Origin of the sequence: Sphingomonas sp. NIBR02145 (genome assembly GCF_027359115.1) — a bacterium.
GTDB lineage: Bacteria > Pseudomonadota > Alphaproteobacteria > Sphingomonadales > Sphingomonadaceae > Sphingomonas > Sphingomonas kyeonggiensis_A.
This window is the reverse complement of record NZ_CP114791.1, coordinates 1-16,733: the sequence shown is the minus strand read 5'-3', so window position 1 is coordinate 16,733 and position 16,733 is coordinate 1. Positions and strand designations below refer to the sequence as shown.

The window sequence follows — 16,733 nt, the reverse complement described above, 5'->3', positions numbered from 1 at the left end:
ATGCAGCAATCTCAGATCGGGTTGTATTTCGCCAGGAACGCCTCGAGCGCCTTCAGGAACTGCAAGCGGTCCGCTTCACGGGTGAAGTGGTGATCGCCCTCCGGCTGTTCGATATAGGTTACATTCTTCCCGGCTTCTTTCAAGCGCTTGGCCATCAGCCGCGATTGCGAGACGGGTACTCTTTTATCCTCCTTGCCATGCACGATCAGGATCGGCGTGGAGAATTGCTCGGGGAAGTTGAGCGGTGAAACGCCCTTGAGATCCCCCACCTGCTGCCGCAGCCAGTCCTGCCGGGCCCCCGAGCCCAGAAAATTGCCGTTGAAGCGCAACATGCGGTTCAGGTCCGAGACGCCGGCATAGGATACCGCACACCGATAGCGCGAACCGTCCCGCTGCGCCGCACGCATCGCCGCATAGCCGCCATAGGAAGCGCCGACCATGCAGACCCGCTTGGGATCCGCGATGCCCTGCGCCGCGAGCGCGGTCACCGCGTCGTCCAGATCGTCCTGCATCGCCAGGCCCCATTGCCCCTGGCCCTTGCGCGTGAACTTGGTGCCATAGCCCGAGGATCCACGATAATTGGGCTGGATCACCACATAGCCGCGATCGGCCATGAACTGGGCCCACCAGTCCCATTCCTCGGTATCGCGGGCATAGGGGCCACCGTGCGGCATGACGATCAGCGGCGCGTTGTGCGGATCGCCCACCGGCAGCGTCAGCACCGCCGGGATCTCCAGCCCGTCCCGCGCCTTGTAGCGGATCGTCTTCACGCGATGGAGCAACCGCATGCCAATCGTGTTGTTGACGCTCCCGATCGACGTCATCGAGCCGTCCGCCGCGCGATACAGGAAATAGCCGCCCGGCGCCGAGGCCGAGCCGGCCCGGACGACCACGACGCTCCGATCGCGATTCATCGAGACGATCTCAGGCGAGCCGCCCTTGATCATCCCGTCGAGCTTCGCCTGCAGCGCGACCATCGAGGGATCGGTCCACACCATGCCCGGCTTGTCGCGCGTCACGTCGATGCCGAGATAGCCGAAGCCGGTGCCATCGATCCGGATGCCGTCGATGTCATAGCCCTTCGAGGCAAACAGCTGCTTGCCACGCTCCAGCTTGGTCAGGTCATATTCGTAAAGCGACGAGAACCCATCCGCATCGTCGCCGATGATCAGCGCCTTTGTCGGATCGCTGAGGAACAACGTCGGCATCTCGATCGAGTCATGGATCGAGGTGGCCTTGTCGATCACCTTGAAATTCTCGCCGCGCTGCTGGCGATAATAGAGGCGGCGCTTGCGGCCGTCGTCGGAAAGGCCATAGCCCATGCGGACCACGCCATTGCCGTCGGCATACCAGTCCCATACCCCCGCCATGCCGGGCTGGACGCGCCGGGCCCGGCCGTTGGTGACGTCGATCTCGTCCACGCGCGGCCAGAAGTCCGGCTGGCTGCCATAGATCGAGTTCTGCGAGCCGAGCAGGATGCGCGGCGTGCCGTCGCGCGCTACCCAGATCAGGTCCGACGCGTTCTGGCCGGCCGTTTCCTTGTTGAGCTTCACCAGCTTGGTGCCGTCGGCGCGCACGCCATAGGCGCGCGTGAGGTACCATTCCTCGTCCTCGACCGGCACGGTCTGGCCGATGCCGACGACGAGCCACTCGTCGTTCACCCATTTCCACCAGTTGAGATCGGTATCCCCCAGCGCAATGATCGCCGGCTTGCCGCCTTCGACCGAGAAGACGCCGAAATACTGGACACCGTTCACCGCGATGCGGGCCGCCACCTTGTCGCCCTTGGGCGAAAGCACGGGCGCCTCGACTGCAGGCAGCTCGGCGAAAACCTCGGTATCGTAGCGAACAACGCGGGGCAGTGAAGCCGTGGCCGGTACCGGTGCGGCGGCGGACGCCGTCTGCGCGGAAGCACCTTCGGAAACGCCCATACCGAGAACGAACGCCGCCAACGCGGACGACACGAGCAGACAGCTACGCATGAATCCCCCCTAATCCCCGCAAATCATTCGAAGGATTTCGTTACGTTGGCAAGACAGCGATGACACCGTTTCGACTGGTCCGTGCCCGACGATTGCCCCCGGCGCACCTGCCCGCTATCCCGGCCGCATGAAGCTCTATATCGGCAACAAGGCCTATTCCTCCTGGTCGCTGCGCGGCTGGCTCGCCTGCAAGCAAGCGGGCCTCCCCTTCGAGGAGGTGGTGGTGCCGCTGTACGATGATGCCTGGGAGAAGCGCCGCGAGGGCGACGAGTTCGCCCCGTCCTCGGGCAAGGTGCCGATCCTGTGGGACGGCGATGCCGTGGTGTGGGACAGCCTGGCGATCGTCGAGTATCTCAACGACAAGACCGGCAACACGAAGTTCTGGCCGACCGAGCCCGCGGCGCGCGCCATGGCCCGCTCGATGGCAGCCGAGATGCATTCCAGCTTCGCGGCGCTGCGCCGCAAGCACAGCATGAACATCCGCCAGGTCTATCCGCCCAAGACTCCCGACGCCGACGTGATCCAGGATATCGGCCGGATCATGGAGCTCTGGGCCCAGGCCCGCGCCCGCTTCGGCGGTGACGGCCAGTTCCTGTTCGGCGAGTTCGGCGCGGCGGACATCATGTTCGCGCCCGTCGTGACCCGGCTGGTCACCTATTCGCTCCCGGTCGCCCGCTTCGCCCCCGCCTATATGAACGCGGTGCTCCAGCATCCCTTCATGCAGGACTGGATCGCCGGCGCGCAGGAGGAAGAGTGGGTGATCCAGCAATTCGAAGCCGATCCGGTCTGATCCTCTCTTGCGCAGCGCCCTCGCTGCGCGCAGGCTCCCCCAACAAGTTTCCACCGGGTCGCAGGGATCAACCGGGGGGAATAATCCATGTTCGATGTAAAGAAGCTGCAGGAGCGGCTGGGCGTGACCGCCGATGGCGCGCTGGGACGCGGCACGCTTGCGGCACTGTTCGCCAAGGCCGGCGCACCGGCGAAGATCGCGCCCGAGCTGGGGCTCGCCGCGAATGTCCATTTCCGCACCTATGGCCTGGTTGAGAACGGCCTGCGCCTGGCCCATTTCATGGCGCAGTGCGCACATGAGAGCGGCGGTTTCCTGTACAATCGCGAGATCTGGGGGCCGACTGCCGCGCAGAAGAAGTACGAGATGAACGCCGCGCTGGGCAACGACCAACCGGGTGACGGCCTGCGCTATCTCGGCCGCGGCCCCGGCCAGCTCACCGGCCGCGCCAACTACCGCCTCTATGGCCGCAAGCTGGGTATCGACCTGGAAAGCAATCCCGAGCTGTTAGAAGTCTGGTCACTCGGCCTGCTCGCCTTCTGCGCCTATTGGGACAATTGCAGCCTCAACGAATGGGCCGACGAGGATAATCTCAAGGCCGTCTCCAACGGCATCAACCGCGGAAACCCGACCTCCACCAAGGATCCCAATGGCTGGGAAGACCGCAAGAACCGCTATGCCAAGATGAAGGCGCTGATCCTCTGAACCACTTCGGACCGGGTTCCGGATTGATCAAGACCCCGGTCCGATGCCTGATGCAGGCTTCCAGTAACGAGGAGTCTGCGCATGAAGAATCTTCTGAAAATCGCTGGCCTGTTTGCAGTTCTTACCGCCAGCACCACGCTCCCGGCACAGGCGATGCACGGTCAGCAGGAATATGTCGTCGTATTTTATGACGACGAGAACCACACCAACATCGTTGGGCATAACGTGGTCTATTGCGACGGTCATTTCGTCCATGTCGGCGCGCGCACTCTCTACACCGACGAGATCTATTACGGCTGCAACTGACCCACTGCATCTGGGAGCGCGGGGATCAGAACGCGCTCCCGCCCTTGCGCCGGAAGCCCTGTCCGGCCGGCAGGTGCATGTCGATGTCCGGATAATGGCAGTCGCTGGCGGACGGCCTGCCCACCGCGACATAGACGCAGGGCGCATCACTGCGGTTCTGAAGGACATGGCCGTTGCCGTCGCCCTTGGCAAAGGCGGCAATGTCGCCCGGCAGCATCAGCACCTCGCCGCCGTCATCGACCAGTACCGCCTCGCCGGCGAGCATCACGACGAACTCGTCCTCACCTTCGTGCCAGTGCCGCTGCGCGGACCAGGCGCCGGGCTCCAGCGTCACATGGCTGAACCCGAAATCGCTGATCCCGCTTGCAGGCGCCAGCCGGCGATACCAGCGCCCCTGCACCGGCCCGGCAAATTCGGCCGGATAGCCGGTCGCATTGGTCTGCGGGATTGTATCGAGATCGAGCTTGGGCAATGTCGCCTCCACCAATGCCGGAGACCATCTTGCCCGACGCAATCGAACTGACCAAGGCCCTGATCGCAGCCGAGAGCGTTACCCCCGCGCGGGGCAGCGTGTTCGATGTGCTGGAGGCAGCCCTCCTCCCCCTCGGCTTCAAGGTCGAGCGCTTCATCGAAGGCGAGGCGCCGGACGGGCCGGTGGAGAACCTGCTCGCGGTGCGCGGCACCAGCGGTCGCCACTTCGCCTTTGCCGGCCATCTCGACGTGGTGCCGCCGGGCCAGGGCTGGACCAGCGGCGCCTTCGCACCCGAAATCCGTGGCGACCTGCTCTACGGCCGTGGTGCCGTCGACATGAAGGGTGCGATCGCCGCCTTCGTCGCCGCGGCGGCGCAAGTCGAAGGCGGCGTGACCACGCTGATCATCACCGGCGACGAGGAAGGCCCCGCTACCTTCGGCACGCCGCGCCTGATCGAACGGATGGCCGAGCGCGGCCTGCTGCCCGACCTCTGCCTGGTCGGCGAGCCGACCTCGCAGCACCGCCTCGGCGACATGATCAAGATCGGCCGCCGCGGCTCGACGGTGATCGATATCGTCGTGCCGGGCAGGCAGGGACATGTCGCCTACCCGCACCTAGCCGACAACCCGGTCCCGCGCCTCGTCCGCGCGCTGGCCGAGATCGATGCGATCGTGCTGGACGAGGGCAATGCCTGGTTCCAGCCCTCGAACATCGAGATCATCGACCTTACCGTGGGCAATCCCGCTACCAACGTCATTCCAGGCGAGGCGAAGGCGCGGGTCAGCATCCGCTTCAACGACCAGCAATATGGCCCCGACCTGATCGCGCGGATCGAGGAGATCATGCAGCGCCACGCGCCCTTGGGCATCGTCAAGGGGCGCGTCTATGGCGAGGCCTTCCTCACCGAGCCGGGCGAGCTCTCCACGCTGGTCGCCGGCGCGATCGAGGCTAAGCTGGGAGTGATCCCGGAGCTTTCGACTACCGGCGGCACCTCCGACGCGCGCTTCCTGTCGAAGCTCTGCCCGGTGGTCGAGTTCGGCCTGCTCAACGCGACGATGCACAAGCTCGACGAAGCCGTGGCGCTTGCCGACCTGGAGGCGCTGACGGATGTGTACGAGGAGATTTTAAGGCGCGCGGTGGCCTGAGAACCAACCGCCCCCCTGAACTCTTTTCAGGGTCCAACTATCGGCAGACGAAAGACAAGCGGCTCTTGCGCTGTAACTCGATGCCCGTTGGATGCTGAACCAGGTTCAGCACGACGAAGTGGGGAACCTCAGCCCGCGATGCGCTGCGGCTCTACGCCGCGTGCCCATTCGAGGAAGGCTTCCTCCTCCATCGGCGTCGCCACCGCATAGCCCTGGAGCACGTCACAGCCGATGACACGCAGCACGGTCGCCTGGTCCTCGGTCTCGATGCCCTCGGCCACCGCTTCGCAGTTCAGGCCGTGGATCAGGCCGATCACCGCCTGGGCGATGGTCCGGGCCTCGGCGCTGTCGGCGACATGCTCGATCAGGCTGCGATCGAGCTTGATCCGGTCGATCGGCAGCCTGCGCAGGCGCGCGATGTTCGAATAGCCGGTGCCGAAATCGTCGATGGCGATGGTCGCGCCGTCGTGGCGCAGCAGCGCGATCGCCTCGAGCACTTCGCTGGAGCAGTGCATCGCCAGCGTCTCGGTGATTTCGAGCTCGAGCAGGTTGGCCGGCGCATTGGCCGCCAGCATAGCCTCGCGCAGCATCCGGAAGAAGCTGGCATGATCGAGCTGGCGCGGGCTGATGTTCACCGCCATGCGCTGCTGGATGCCGAGGCGGCCCCAACGCGAAATGGTCTCGGCAACGCTCTCCACCACCCACTCGCCGATCTCGACGATCAGGCCGGTTTCCTCGGCGCGCTGGATGAAGGCACCGGGCATCTTGAGCCCGTCCGGATGGCGCCAGCGCAGCAGCGCCTCGGCGGCAACGATGCGGCCATCCGTGGCGGAGACCTGGGGCTGGTAGACGAGCGTGAACTGGTCCTTGTCGACCGCTTCGCGCAGGTCGCTTTCCAGCCGGGCGCGTTCGGCGATCTCGGCGGCGAGAATCTCGGTGAAATGCTCGGCGCGGCCACGGCCCATCGCCTTGGCGTGGTACATGGCGGCATCGGCGGCGCGCATCAGGTCGTGCAGCGTCGTACCGTGCTCCGGGCGCAGCGCGATGCCGATCGAGGCACCAATCGACACTTCCTGGTCGGCCAGATCGAACGGTTCGGACAGTGCGTAAAGGATGCCGCGGCCGATCCGCTCGGCTTCCCGCACATTGCGCAGCGCCGGGAAGAACATGGTGAACTCGTCGCCGGCCAGTCGGCCGATCAGCGGCGGACGTGCATCGGCTTCGGCGGCGAAGCGATCAGCGACCGCGCGCAGGCGATTGGCGACCATGCCGAGCAGCGCGTCGCCGGTGGCATGGCCCAGCGTGTCGTTGACATGCTTGAAGCGATCGAGATCGATGAAGAAGAGCACCGCGACCGCGCCCGGCGGCAGGTCCGACAGCATGCGCTCGGCGGTACGCCGGAAATTGGTGCGGTTGGGCAGCGAGGTCACCGGATCGAACATCGCGAGCCGCTGGACGCTTTCCAGATTGGCGTGGAGCTGGCGGAACAGCCCGTCCATGGCGCGCGCCAGGGTCGGCACCGATTCATGCACCTGGGGCGGGATGCCGCTCTGGAGATCGCCATTGGCGGCACCCTGGAGGCGCTCGATCGCGGCGTCGATGGCTTCGGCGGTGGAGGCGATGCTGCGCTCGGCCGAGGCCCAGCACATCACGCCGCAGACAATCGCGGCGATCAGCGCGCGACCGGCGGTCTCGACGGTGATCATGCCAGGGGTGGAGGCAGCAGCCAGCGCAAGGATGAACGCCACCGCACCGGCGCACATCGCGAAGGCTATCGCACGGCTCTTGAGCGAAAATCCTTCCACTGCGCTCGCTCTTCCCCCCAGGAATCCCTCGGAGACCGGCGAATCCCGGCCTCGACCCCCGGAAACATGGCAGACAGAAGTTAAGAATTTTCCCGGGGGCGGCGCAGCACGATGTAGAGCGCACCGGCTCCGCCGTGGCGCGGATGCGCGGTTCTTACGGCAGCGATACGATCGGAATGGCGCGACGAAGCGAGCCAGTCGCCCACCGCCGCGCGGATCGCGCCGCGTGCATGCGGCCGTTCGGATTCCGGACGCGGCGGCTTGCCGGTGACGAGCAGCAGCACGCGATCGCCACGCCCGATCGCGACCTCCAGCCCGAAATCGAGCCGGTCATAGGCCGAGGATAGCGTGTGGCCGTGCAGGTCGACCGTCGATTCGGGCGAGACCAGACCGCGCGACAGGCGGCGATCCCAGGACGCGTCGAGGGTATTGGCCGCCACCCTGCGCGCCGGCGGTGGCGTCGGCGCGGGCGCGCGCAGTGGCGGCACCCGCCCCTTCACCTTGGGCGCGCCCGGTATCGGCAGCGGTGCCGGCGTTGTCGGCTTATCGAGCGCCTCGACCGACTTGACCGGACGTGCCGCAAGCGGGGTGACGCTGGCGATCACCCGTTTCCACAGCGCCGCTTCCTCGGGCGCGAGGCGCCTCACCGCTGGCGGGTCGGCGTCGGCGCCCCGGCGATCGGCGCACCGCCCAGGCGGCTGAGCGTGCCCAGCGGCAGCAGCAGCCAGGCCGTGCCACGCGAGTTCATGCCGCCCGCGATCGCGCGCGCATCATCGCCCGCGCCCCAGAAGGTATCGACGCGGTTGGGCCCCTTGATCGCCCCGCCGGTATCCTGGGCAATCCAAAGGCCATTGGCCTCAGCCCGGTCCATCGAGAGGAACACCGGCGCGCCCAGCGGAATGAACTTGGGATCGACCGCGGCGCTCACCTGCCCGGTGACCGGCAGGCCCAGCGAACCATTGGGCCCGGCCCCCTTCAGCTCCTGGAAGAACACATAGCTCTTGTTCTCCCACATGATCTGGCGCCCTTCCTCGGGATGTGTGCGCAGATATTCCATGATGCCCTGCATCGAGGCCTTGCCCGGCTGAAGCAGGCCGCGGTCGCGCATCAGCGCGCCGATGCCGACATATTCGCGACCGTTCTGACCCGCAAAGCCGATCCGCATCACCTGCCCGTCCGGCCCGCGCAGCCGGCCGGAACCCTGGATCTGGAGGAAGAACAGCTCGATCGGATCCGCCGCCCAGGCGATCTCCAGCCCGCGCCCTTCCAGCGCGCCCTGATCGATCTCCTTGCGGTCATAATAGGGGATGAAGGTCTTGCCCGCGACACGGCCGCGGATCTTCTTGCCCTTCATGTCAGCCGAGAACTGGCCGAGATCGACTTCGATGATGTCGTCCGGCTTGGCATAGACCGGCACGCCATAGCCCGAGCGATGATGCTTCGTGCCGGCGATCTCGGGCTCGTAATAGCCGGTCGCCTGGGCCCTCCCGTCGGCTATTTGGACGGATTCGAACCACCGAGAGAAGAAGGCGCGGGAATCGCGTTCGGGCCAGGTTTTCGCGGCGTCGCAGGCGGGTTGCCAGTCACGGCCCTGGGTAAGGCCGCTGACATCGGTGCGACGCACCAGCGACGGGCAGCTCAGCCGGAACGCGACCAGAGCGCGCGCCGCCGCATCGTCGCTCAGCGGCAGCGAATCGAAGGCCGGCCCCGGGATCAGCCCGGCCGAGGCCGCGGTCAGCGTGCCCGCGGGCGCGGCCGGCGCCGGATAGGCGGCGAGCGGCACGGCCGGGATCGGCTGGCGGACGGCGGGATTGCCATGCGGCTCGGCCACCCGGCCGCTGTCACGCGGACGCTCACGCGGGGCCTCCCGAGACGGCGGCGGCGCATAGCCCGGCTCGACCGAACGCGGCACCACACCACCCGAGCAGGCGCCCAACAACGCCGCGAGCGCGACTCCCCCCCAGATACGCATGTGCTGCCCCCTCAGGCTTCGTCGGTTTCGACGAGCTTCCAATTGGGATCGTTGCTGCGGAGACTCCGGGCGAACGTCCAGATGTCGTGCGTCTCGACCGCATCGCTCAGCGAGCCGGCGATGACATTGCCGTCCGCGTCGCGTGTGACCGCGGCGATATCGGCATCGAAGCGCACGGTGATGCGGGCGCTCTTGCCCTCGACCACCGCGTCCGAGATGATCGCACGCTCGATCGCAACCAGGCGATTCTCCAGCACATGGCCGGCGGCCTTGCGATCGGCGATCGCCTGCGAGAAGCCGGCGCGGACATCGTCCTCGACCAGCCAGGCCAAAGTATCCTCGTCCCCCTTCCAGAAGGCTTCGAGGATCATCTTGTACGCACTCTTGGCGCCATCGATGAACTGGGCGACGTCGAAGCTGGAATCGGCGGCGATCACGGCCTTGAGCCCGCTCTCGGCACCCGTCTCGATCACGCGCGGATTGATGTCGCGTGCTTCGGGCGCCTGATCGATGGTGCGCTGCGCCGGCGGCACCGCCACGCGCTCTTCGCTGGGCTTGGGCAGCGCCTGCTCATGACCGGTGCGCTTGCCGAGCACGGCATAGAGTCGGAGTGCCAGGAACCCGGCCACCATTGCGAACAAGATTATCGTGTACACTACGCCTCCAAACGCTTCGCCGGTTAACATAGGCCTAAGCGGCGCGCGTTTCAAATCCGGGCAATCCGTGGGAATTGAAACACGTGCGCCCGCCTGCTAGGCGCGCAACCGATCCAACGCTTCAACAGCGTGAAACTTTCCGGATAAAGAGGTAGTTGAAATGGCCGAGAACGACACGATCGCCGAATTCGGCGAGCCCGCAGCCAACGGTGTGGACACCACCCCGGCCGCCGGCCTGCTGTCGCAGTATGTGAAGGACTTCTCGTTCGAGAACCCGAATGCGCCGGCCATCTTCCAGAGCCAGACGGCTCCGGCGATCGACGTGCAGTTCAACATCGGCTCGGGCAAGGTTGCCGACGAAGTGTTCGAAGTCGTGCTCAAGATCGAAGTGCGCGCCACCGCCGAGAGCCAGACCGCGTTCATCGTCGACCTGGCCTATGCCGGCCTGTTCGGCATCCGCAACGTGCCCGAGGGCGAAGCGCTCGACGCGTTCCTGCTCGGCGAGGCTCCCCGCCTGCTCTTCCCGTTCGCCCGCCGCGTGCTGGCCGACGCGGTGCGCGACGGCGGCTTCCCGCCGCTGATGCTAGAGCCGATCGATTTCGGCGGCATCTACCTGCAGCAGCGCGCCGTGAACGAAGGCGGCCTGACCGGCGAAGTGGCAGGCGAAGCCTGAGGAGTATCCGGGGGTGACGGTTCTCAAATCCTCCCCGAGCTTGTCTCGGGGAGGGGGACCATTCGCAAAGCGAATGGTGGAGGGGCCGACGGCGAAGCCGGCGGTGTTCCACCGCCGCCCCTCCACCACGACGCTGCGCGTCGCGGTCCCCCTCCCCCAGCAAGCCGGGGGAGGATTTAAGAAGTGAAGCTCGCACGCACACTGGGCTCGGTCGGCGGGCTTACCCTGGCCAGCCGCGTGCTCGCGCTGGTGCGCGATTCGCTGCAGGCGCGCTATGTCGGCGCCAATTTCGCGTCGGACGCGTTCCTGGTCGCCTTCCGGCTGCCCAACATGTTCCGCGCCTTCTTCGCGGAAGGCGCCTTCTCCTCGGCCTTCATCCCGATGTTCAACCGCAAGCTCGCCGAGCATGACGGCGAGCGCGGGCCGGCCTTCGAGTTCGCCGAGCGCACCCTGGCGGTGCTGTTCGCCATCCTGGCGCTGATGACGGTGGTGATGCTCGCCGCCGCCTGGCCGCTCACCGCCCTGCTCTCGGGCGGCTTCCACAAACAGGCGCCGACGCACGACCAGTTCGCCTTCGCGGTCGAGCTGAGCCGGATCACCATCCCCTATCTGATGCTGATCTGCCTGGCCTCGCTGCTGGGCGGCATCCTCAATTCGCTCGACAAATTCTGGGTCAACGCCGCCGCGCCGATCCTGCTCAACATCGCGATGGTGACGGCGCTGTTCGTCTTCCACGGCACGCCCGAGGAGACGGCGCGGGCCCAGGCGATCGCGGTGCCGCTGGGCGGCGTGGTGCAATTGCTGTGGCTGTGGTTCGCCTGCCGCGCCGCCGGCGTGTCGCTGCGCCCCCGCCTGCCCCGGCTCGATCCCGAAGTGAAAAGGCTGATGAAGCTGATCCTGCCCGCCGCGCTCGGCGCCGGGGCGGTGCAGCTCAACCTGGTCATCTCGACCGCGCTTTCGGGCTATCTGCTCGGCGAAGGCTCGATCTCGTTCATCTATTATGCCGACCGGCTCAACCAGCTGCCGCTCGGCATGATCGGCATCGGGCTGGGCACCATCCTGCTCCCCACCGTCTCGCGGCTGCTCGGCGCCGGCAAGGACGCCGAGGCGATGGAGACGCAGAATCGCGGCATGGAGCTGGCGCTGTTCCTGACCCTGCCGGCAATGGTCGCGCTGATCGTCGCCGCCGAACCGATCGTGCGCGGGCTGTTCCAGTACGGACACTTCACCGCCGACGACACGGTGAAATGCGCCTGGGCGCTGGCCGGCTTCTCGATCGGCCTGCCGAGCTATGTGCTGGTCAAGGTGCTGACCCCGGGCTTCTATGCCCGGCAGGATACGAAGACGCCGGTGCGCTTCGCCACCATCTCGGTGGCGGTGAACATCGTGGCCAATCTCGCGCTGATCCCGCTGATCGGCCATATCGGCCCGCCGCTGGCGACCGCCCTCTCCTCCACCGTCAATGTCTGGATGCTCTATGCCGAGCTGAAGAAGCGCGGGCATTTCGTGGCGGACGCGCAACTGCGGCGCCGGCTGCCGCGGCTGGCGCTGGCCGCAGTGCTGATGGGCGCGGCGATCTTCGGCTTCGAGGGGCTGCTCGATCCCTGGCTGAGCGGGCTGCTGTGGCAGCGCTACGCGGCGCTGGTGGTGCTGGTGGGCACGGGCGTGGCGATCTATTTCGTGGCGTGCTTCGTGACGCGGGCCTTCCGGGTTTCGGATCTGAAGGCGCTGGTGCGGCGGCGGCGGGCCTGATCCCTCTTATTTTCGTCATTCCCGCGAAGGCGGGAATCCATCGGCATTGCCGTGACGGCTCCTTTCGAGAAGCCAGCCAGAATGGATCCCCGCCTTCGCGGGGATGACGGAGAAGAGAGTGCACTCGCCCTTCCAGTTCCCCGGCGAAGGCCGGGGAACTGAAGGGGGCGATCAGGCGCTCCAGCCCACTCGTCACGAAATGCCTACCCCTCGCCCACCCCACCCGCTACAGCGCCCCCGTCCCTGACATCATCGTGCGGCTGCGTCCCCGCCGTCTCGGACCCGCGGCCCGTCCAAAGGCCGAACGGTCAGCCCGGGCGTGGAAGGAATATCTATGCGCGTCGTTTCCGGCATTCAGACCACCGGCAATCTGCACCTCGGCAACTATCTGGGGGCGATCAAGAACTGGGTGGCGATGCAGGACCAGGGAGAATGTCTGTTCTTCCTCGCCGATCTCCATGCGCTGACGGGGAATATCTCGCCGCAGGAGCTTGCCAATTCGACGATCGAGATGGCCGCGACGCTGATGGCGTCGGGCATCGACGATCGTGCGATCCTGTTCAACCAGGCGCGCGTGCCCGCGCATGCCGAGCTGTGCTGGATCCTCAACGGCACCGCGCGCATGGGCTGGCTGAACCGCATGACCCAGTGGAAGGACAAGGCGGGCAAGAATCGCGAAGGCGCGAGCGTGGGCCTGTTCACCTATCCGGTGCTCCAGGCAGCCGACGTGCTGGTCTACAAGGCGACGCACGTCCCGGTGGGCGAGGACCAGAAGCAGCATCTCGAGCTGGCGCGCGACATCGCGACCAAGTTCAACACCGACTATGAAGTCGAGCTGTTCCCGCTGCCCGAGCCGTTCATTTCCAAGGCCGCGCCGCGGATCATGAGCCTGCGCGACGGCAGCGCGAAGATGAGCAAGTCCGATCCCTCGGACCTGTCGCGGATCAACCTGTCCGACGATGATGACACGATCGCGCAGAAGTTCAGGAAGGCGAAGACCGATCCGGAGCCGCTGCCCGATTCGTTCGAGGCGCTCGCCGAGCGCCCCGAGGCGAAGAACCTGGTGACGATCTTCGCCGCCTTGTCGGACCGCGATCCGCAATCGGTGGTGGCGGAATTCGCCGGCCAGGGTTTCGGCGCGTTCAAGCCGGCGCTGGCGGACCTCGCCATCTCGGTGCTCTCGCCGGTGCGCGAACGGCTCAACCAGCTGCTCGGCGACCGCGCGGCGGTGGGCGCGCAGCTCGCCAGGGGCGCGGCGCGGGCAAGCGAGCTGGCGGCACCGACGCTGCTGGCGGCGCAGAAGGCGGTCGGGCTGCAGGTTTAATCTTATTCCTCCCCCGGGGGGAGGGGAACCGCCGCCGAAGGCGGTGGTGGAGGGGTAGCGCGCCACAAGCGACATCGCTCGCGGAGAATACCCCTCCACCAGCCTGCGGCTGGTCCCCTCCCCCTCCGGGGGAGGATTCTTTAGGGTTGTCCATTACCCTCCCCCGGACATCACCGGACTTCGGGGAGGGAACAGTTATGGGTACCACCGGGTTTCTGTGCGCGGAGAGTGCCTGATGCGTAGACTGATTCCCGTGCTGCTCCTCGGGAGCGCGATCGCCGGCTGCAGCGGTGGTGGGGGCTCTGGCGGCGGCACCGTCGTGACGCCGACGCCCACGCCGAGCCCGACCAGCACGCCCACCCCTACCCCGACGGCCACGCCGACGCCGACCGGCAGCGAGCCGGCGACGGGCTCGGATTTCCTGACTTCGGTCGCGCAGCTCTACAGCAGCCCGCCCAATATCGGCGCCTGCCAGGCCGGGACGCTCAAGCCCGAGGTCGGCCAGCGGGTGCTGGCGGCGCTCAACTATATCCGCGGGCTCCACAACCTGCCGGCGGTCACCTACAGCGCCGCCGACGAGCCGGCCGTGCAGCAATCGGCGCTGATGATGGCGGCGAACGGCCAGCTCAGCCACAATCCGCCGACCAGCTGGAACTGCTACACCGCCGCCGGCGCCACCGCCGCCGGGCAGAGCAACATCTATCTGGGCACCGGCGGGCTGCGCTATTCGCAGGATGCCGATCTGCTGGCCGGCTGGCTAATCGACACCAACAATGTAGTGGCGAACAATATCGGCCATCGCCGCTGGCTGCTCTATCCGTTCCTGTCGACGATCGCCTATGGCCGCACCGCCGGCGTGTGGCAGACCAACAACCGGGCGGACGGCGCTTCGATCAAGGTGATCAACACCACCCAGAACACCGCCGGGCCGCTGCCCGACTTCGTCGCCTATCCCTTCCAGGATTATCCGGCGCGCTATTTCGAGACCGGGGCGCTGCTCTCCTTCGGGGTGATCGCCAACAAGAGTTCGAACTTCGGCGCGAATCAGTCGGTGAGCTATGCCGGCGCGACGATCAGCGTGCGGGTGCGCGGCGGCGCGGCGCTGACCGTGTCGAACATATCGTGGGACAATGACGGATACGGCCTGCCCAACAGCCTGCAATGGAGCGTCGCCGGGCTCGCCGCCAACACCACCTATGACGTGACGATCAGCAACGTCACGGTGAGCGGCGCGGCGCGCAACTACAGCTATTATTTCCGGATCGTGCCCTGAGCGGCGCGAAACCGCCATATCCGTTGCAGATGGGCTAGGTCGCCCCGGCGCCGCGACCTAGCCTGTGCCTTCCACGACAGGGAGGCACTCATGCGCAACAAGATCGGTTTCTCGCTTTCGCTTGCCGCCGCCGCCGGTTTCCAGGCCGTCCTCGCCCAGCCGCTCCAGGCGCGCCCGAACCTCGAATGCGCCAACCCGCCTTCGGTCACCTGCACCAGCTATCAGGCGCGCGGCTTCGCCAGCTATGGCGAGTGCGTGACCTATTACAGCGAATATTGCCCGCTGCTGGAGAGCGGCGAAGGCGGCTGCGTCTATGATCCGCGAATCGGGCAGACGATCTGCTGGTGAGTGGGTCGCTTCATTATGTCTAGACAAAAAGGCCGGAGCCCCTGCGGGCCCCGGCCTTTCCGTTTTGAAGGGTGGAGGCGTGACCGATCTGCGTTGCCCCGCTCTCAGCTCCTCCACCCCGCCCGCCCCTGAAAGAGGCGGGAAGTTATCCCTTTAGCCCTCCAGCGTGCGCATCAGCGTGCGCACGGCGGTGTCGATCTCCACGTCCTTGGCGCGCAGATCCTCGATTCGCTTGACCGCGTGGATCACCGTCGAGTGATCGCGGTTGCCGAACTTGCGGCCGATCTCCGGCAGCGAGCGCGTGGTCAGGCGCTTGGCGAGGTACATCGCGATCTGGCGCGGCCGGGCGATCGCGACGGCACGGCGCTCGGAGATCAGGTCGATCTGCTTGACCTCGAAATGCGCCGAGACCGCGCGCTGGATCTCGTCGATGGTGATCCGGCGCTGGGCCGAACGCAGCACTTCGCCGAGCACGTTGGTCGCGAAGTCGATCGTGATGACTTCGTTGTTGAGCTGGGCATAGGCGACGAGGCGGTTCAGCGCGCCTTCGAGCTCGCGGATGTTGGTGGTGATCCGCGCGGCGAGCAGGTCCATTACCTCATGCGGCATCGAGACGGCGGGCATCTCGAGCAGCTTGCGGCCGACGATCGCGCGGCGCAGCTCGAGCTCGGCCGGCTTGATGTCGGCGACCAGACCCGAGCCGAGACGGCCGGCGAGGCGCGGCTCGAAGCCCTCGAGCGCCTGGGGCGCACGGTCGGCGGCGATCACCAGGCGCTTGCCCGACGACATGAACTCATTGACGGTGTGGAAGAATTCCTGCTGCGTCGCGTCCTTGCCGCCGATGAACTGCAGGTCGTCGATCATCAGCAGATCGACCGAGCGCAGCCGCGCCTTGAACGCGTGCGTGTCCTTGTTGCGCAGCGCCTGGACGAACTCGAACATGAAGCGCTCGGCGGTCACGTAGATCGCGGTCGCATCCGGATTCGCGGCGAGGAAGGCATGGCCGATCGCGTGCATCAGGTGCGTCTTGCCCTGGCCCGTGCCGGCATGAAGGTAGAGCGGGCTGAACTGCGGCGAGCCCGGCTGCGCCATCGCCTTGGCGGCGTTGCAGGCGACGCGATTCGTCGCGTCGATCACGAATCGCTCGAACGTGAAGCGCTGGTCGAACTGCGGGCGCTCGATCGCGGCAGCCGCCACGGGGGCCGAATCGGCGACCGGAGCCACCGGCGCCGCGCTGAGCACGCGCTTCGGCTCCTCGGCCAGCGTCTCGATCGACACGCTGCGCACGGCCGGAATCTGGCCGCGGAACTCGAGCAGCAGACGCTCGGCATAGTGATTCTTGACCCACTGGGTCATGAACGCCGACGGCAGCCCAAGGCGCACGATCTCGGCATCGCTGCCCTCGATCAGGACAACCGGCTTCAGCCATTGGTCGAACAGACGCTGGCCCGCCGAGCGACGCAGATTCGCGCGCACATGCGACCAAGCCTTGGCAACCGCTGCTTCCATTCCGTCCCGTTCCAAGGCCTGAAC

16 protein-coding genes are annotated in these 16,733 nt (G+C 66.6%); 9 read left to right on the top strand and 7 right to left on the bottom strand.

Annotated features, from left to right (window positions below; genetic code table 11):
- Positions 1-11 precede the first annotated feature (11 nt).
- Complete coding sequence (locus O3305_RS00080) at positions 12-1,982, bottom strand: alpha/beta hydrolase family protein (protein WP_269574623.1); 1,971 nt, start codon at positions 1,980-1,982, stop codon at positions 12-14.
- Positions 1,983-2,109: 127 nt separating this feature from the next.
- On the opposite strand from O3305_RS00080, the gene O3305_RS00075 reads away from it, so the two are divergent.
- From O3305_RS00075 to O3305_RS00065, 3 genes are all read left to right on the top strand, one after another.
- Entirely contained in the window at positions 2,110-2,772 is a 663-nt protein-coding gene (locus tag O3305_RS00075) for a glutathione S-transferase family protein (protein WP_269574622.1), read from the top strand.
- An 87-nt stretch (positions 2,773-2,859) separates the two neighbouring features.
- Positions 2,860-3,474 (top strand): glycoside hydrolase family 19 protein, encoded by a 615-nt coding sequence (locus O3305_RS00070; RefSeq protein WP_269574621.1) that lies wholly within the window; start codon positions 2,860-2,862, stop codon positions 3,472-3,474.
- Between the two features lie 81 nt (positions 3,475-3,555).
- A complete protein-coding gene (locus O3305_RS00065) occupies positions 3,556-3,780 on the top strand; it encodes a DUF6289 family protein (protein WP_269574620.1) in 225 nt (74 codons plus the stop codon).
- Between the two features lie 25 nt (positions 3,781-3,805).
- On the opposite strand, the gene O3305_RS00060 is transcribed toward O3305_RS00065, so the two are convergent.
- On the bottom strand, positions 3,806-4,252 hold the full coding sequence (locus O3305_RS00060; RefSeq protein WP_269574619.1) for a cupin domain-containing protein: 447 nt from the start codon (positions 4,250-4,252) through the stop codon (positions 3,806-3,808).
- Positions 4,253-4,266: 14 nt separating this feature from the next.
- On the opposite strand from O3305_RS00060, the gene dapE reads away from it, so the two are divergent.
- Entirely contained in the window at positions 4,267-5,397 is a 1,131-nt protein-coding gene (dapE, locus tag O3305_RS00055; protein WP_269574618.1) for a succinyl-diaminopimelate desuccinylase, read from the top strand.
- Positions 5,398-5,525: 128 nt separating this feature from the next.
- Here the strand turns inward: dapE and O3305_RS00050 are convergent, their stop codons facing one another.
- From O3305_RS00050 to O3305_RS00035, 4 genes are all read right to left on the bottom strand, one after another.
- Positions 5,526-7,202 (bottom strand): putative bifunctional diguanylate cyclase/phosphodiesterase, encoded by a 1,677-nt coding sequence (locus O3305_RS00050; protein ID WP_269574617.1) that lies wholly within the window; start codon positions 7,200-7,202, stop codon positions 5,526-5,528.
- 80 nt (positions 7,203-7,282) lie between these two features.
- A complete protein-coding gene (locus O3305_RS00045) occupies positions 7,283-7,849 on the bottom strand; it encodes a Smr/MutS family protein (protein WP_269574616.1) in 567 nt (188 codons plus the stop codon).
- Complete coding sequence (mltA, locus tag O3305_RS00040; RefSeq protein WP_269574615.1) at positions 7,846-9,174, bottom strand: murein transglycosylase A; 1,329 nt, start codon at positions 9,172-9,174, stop codon at positions 7,846-7,848. The genes O3305_RS00045 and mltA overlap by 4 nt, the downstream gene beginning before the upstream one ends.
- An 11-nt stretch (positions 9,175-9,185) precedes the next feature.
- Complete coding sequence (locus O3305_RS00035; RefSeq protein WP_493112346.1) at positions 9,186-9,860, bottom strand: Tim44/TimA family putative adaptor protein; 675 nt, start codon at positions 9,858-9,860, stop codon at positions 9,186-9,188.
- Positions 9,861-9,990: 130 nt separating this feature from the next.
- On the opposite strand from O3305_RS00035, the gene secB reads away from it, so the two are divergent.
- The 5 genes from secB to O3305_RS00010 all read left to right on the top strand — a co-directional run bounded on the left by secB (position 9,991) and on the right by O3305_RS00010 (position 15,200).
- Positions 9,991-10,503, top strand: a complete 513-nt coding sequence (gene secB, locus O3305_RS00030) for a protein-export chaperone SecB (protein WP_184168113.1) — start codon at positions 9,991-9,993, stop codon at positions 10,501-10,503.
- Between the two features lie 183 nt (positions 10,504-10,686).
- On the top strand, positions 10,687-12,255 hold the full coding sequence (murJ, locus tag O3305_RS00025; protein WP_269574613.1) for a murein biosynthesis integral membrane protein MurJ: 1,569 nt from the start codon (positions 10,687-10,689) through the stop codon (positions 12,253-12,255).
- A gap of 334 nt (positions 12,256-12,589) precedes the next feature.
- Complete coding sequence (trpS, locus tag O3305_RS00020) at positions 12,590-13,579, top strand: tryptophan--tRNA ligase (protein ID WP_269574612.1); 990 nt, start codon at positions 12,590-12,592, stop codon at positions 13,577-13,579.
- A 235-nt stretch (positions 13,580-13,814) separates the two neighbouring features.
- Entirely contained in the window at positions 13,815-14,852 is a 1,038-nt protein-coding gene (locus O3305_RS00015) for a CAP domain-containing protein (protein ID WP_269574611.1), read from the top strand.
- Positions 14,853-14,942: 90 nt separating this feature from the next.
- Positions 14,943-15,200: a hypothetical protein gene (locus O3305_RS00010; protein WP_184168121.1), complete on the top strand. Its 258-nt coding sequence runs from the start codon at positions 14,943-14,945 to the stop codon at positions 15,198-15,200.
- A gap of 153 nt (positions 15,201-15,353) precedes the next feature.
- Here the strand turns inward: O3305_RS00010 and dnaA are convergent, their stop codons facing one another.
- Positions 15,354-16,709, bottom strand: a complete 1,356-nt coding sequence (gene dnaA / locus O3305_RS00005) for a chromosomal replication initiator protein DnaA (protein WP_269574610.1) — start codon at positions 16,707-16,709, stop codon at positions 15,354-15,356.
- Positions 16,710-16,733 lie beyond the last annotated feature (24 nt).

Bases quoted from the DNA above. Each gene is read 5' to 3' on its own strand.
- O3305_RS00015 (WP_269574611.1), top strand. From the start codon at position 13,815: ATGCGTAGACTGATTCCCGTGCTGCTCCTCGGGAGCGCGATCGCCGGC.
- mltA (WP_269574615.1), bottom strand. From the start codon at position 9,174: ATGCGTATCTGGGGGGGAGTCGCGCTCGCGGCGTTGTTGGGCGCCTGC.
- O3305_RS00075 (WP_269574622.1), top strand. From the start codon at position 2,110: ATGAAGCTCTATATCGGCAACAAGGCCTATTCCTCCTGGTCGCTGCGC.
- O3305_RS00065 (WP_269574620.1), top strand. From the start codon at position 3,556: ATGAAGAATCTTCTGAAAATCGCTGGCCTGTTTGCAGTTCTTACCGCC.
- O3305_RS00035 (WP_493112346.1), bottom strand. From the start codon at position 9,860: ATGTTAACCGGCGAAGCGTTTGGAGGCGTAGTGTACACGATAATCTTG.
- dnaA (WP_269574610.1), bottom strand. From the start codon at position 16,709: ATGGAAGCAGCGGTTGCCAAGGCTTGGTCGCATGTGCGCGCGAATCTG.
- O3305_RS00070 (WP_269574621.1), top strand. From the start codon at position 2,860: ATGTTCGATGTAAAGAAGCTGCAGGAGCGGCTGGGCGTGACCGCCGAT.
- O3305_RS00080 (WP_269574623.1), bottom strand. From the start codon at position 1,982: ATGCGTAGCTGTCTGCTCGTGTCGTCCGCGTTGGCGGCGTTCGTTCTC.
- dapE (WP_269574618.1), top strand. From the start codon at position 4,267: ATGCCGGAGACCATCTTGCCCGACGCAATCGAACTGACCAAGGCCCTG.
- secB (WP_184168113.1), top strand. From the start codon at position 9,991: ATGGCCGAGAACGACACGATCGCCGAATTCGGCGAGCCCGCAGCCAAC.
- O3305_RS00010 (WP_184168121.1), top strand. From the start codon at position 14,943: ATGCGCAACAAGATCGGTTTCTCGCTTTCGCTTGCCGCCGCCGCCGGT.
- trpS (WP_269574612.1), top strand. From the start codon at position 12,590: ATGCGCGTCGTTTCCGGCATTCAGACCACCGGCAATCTGCACCTCGGC.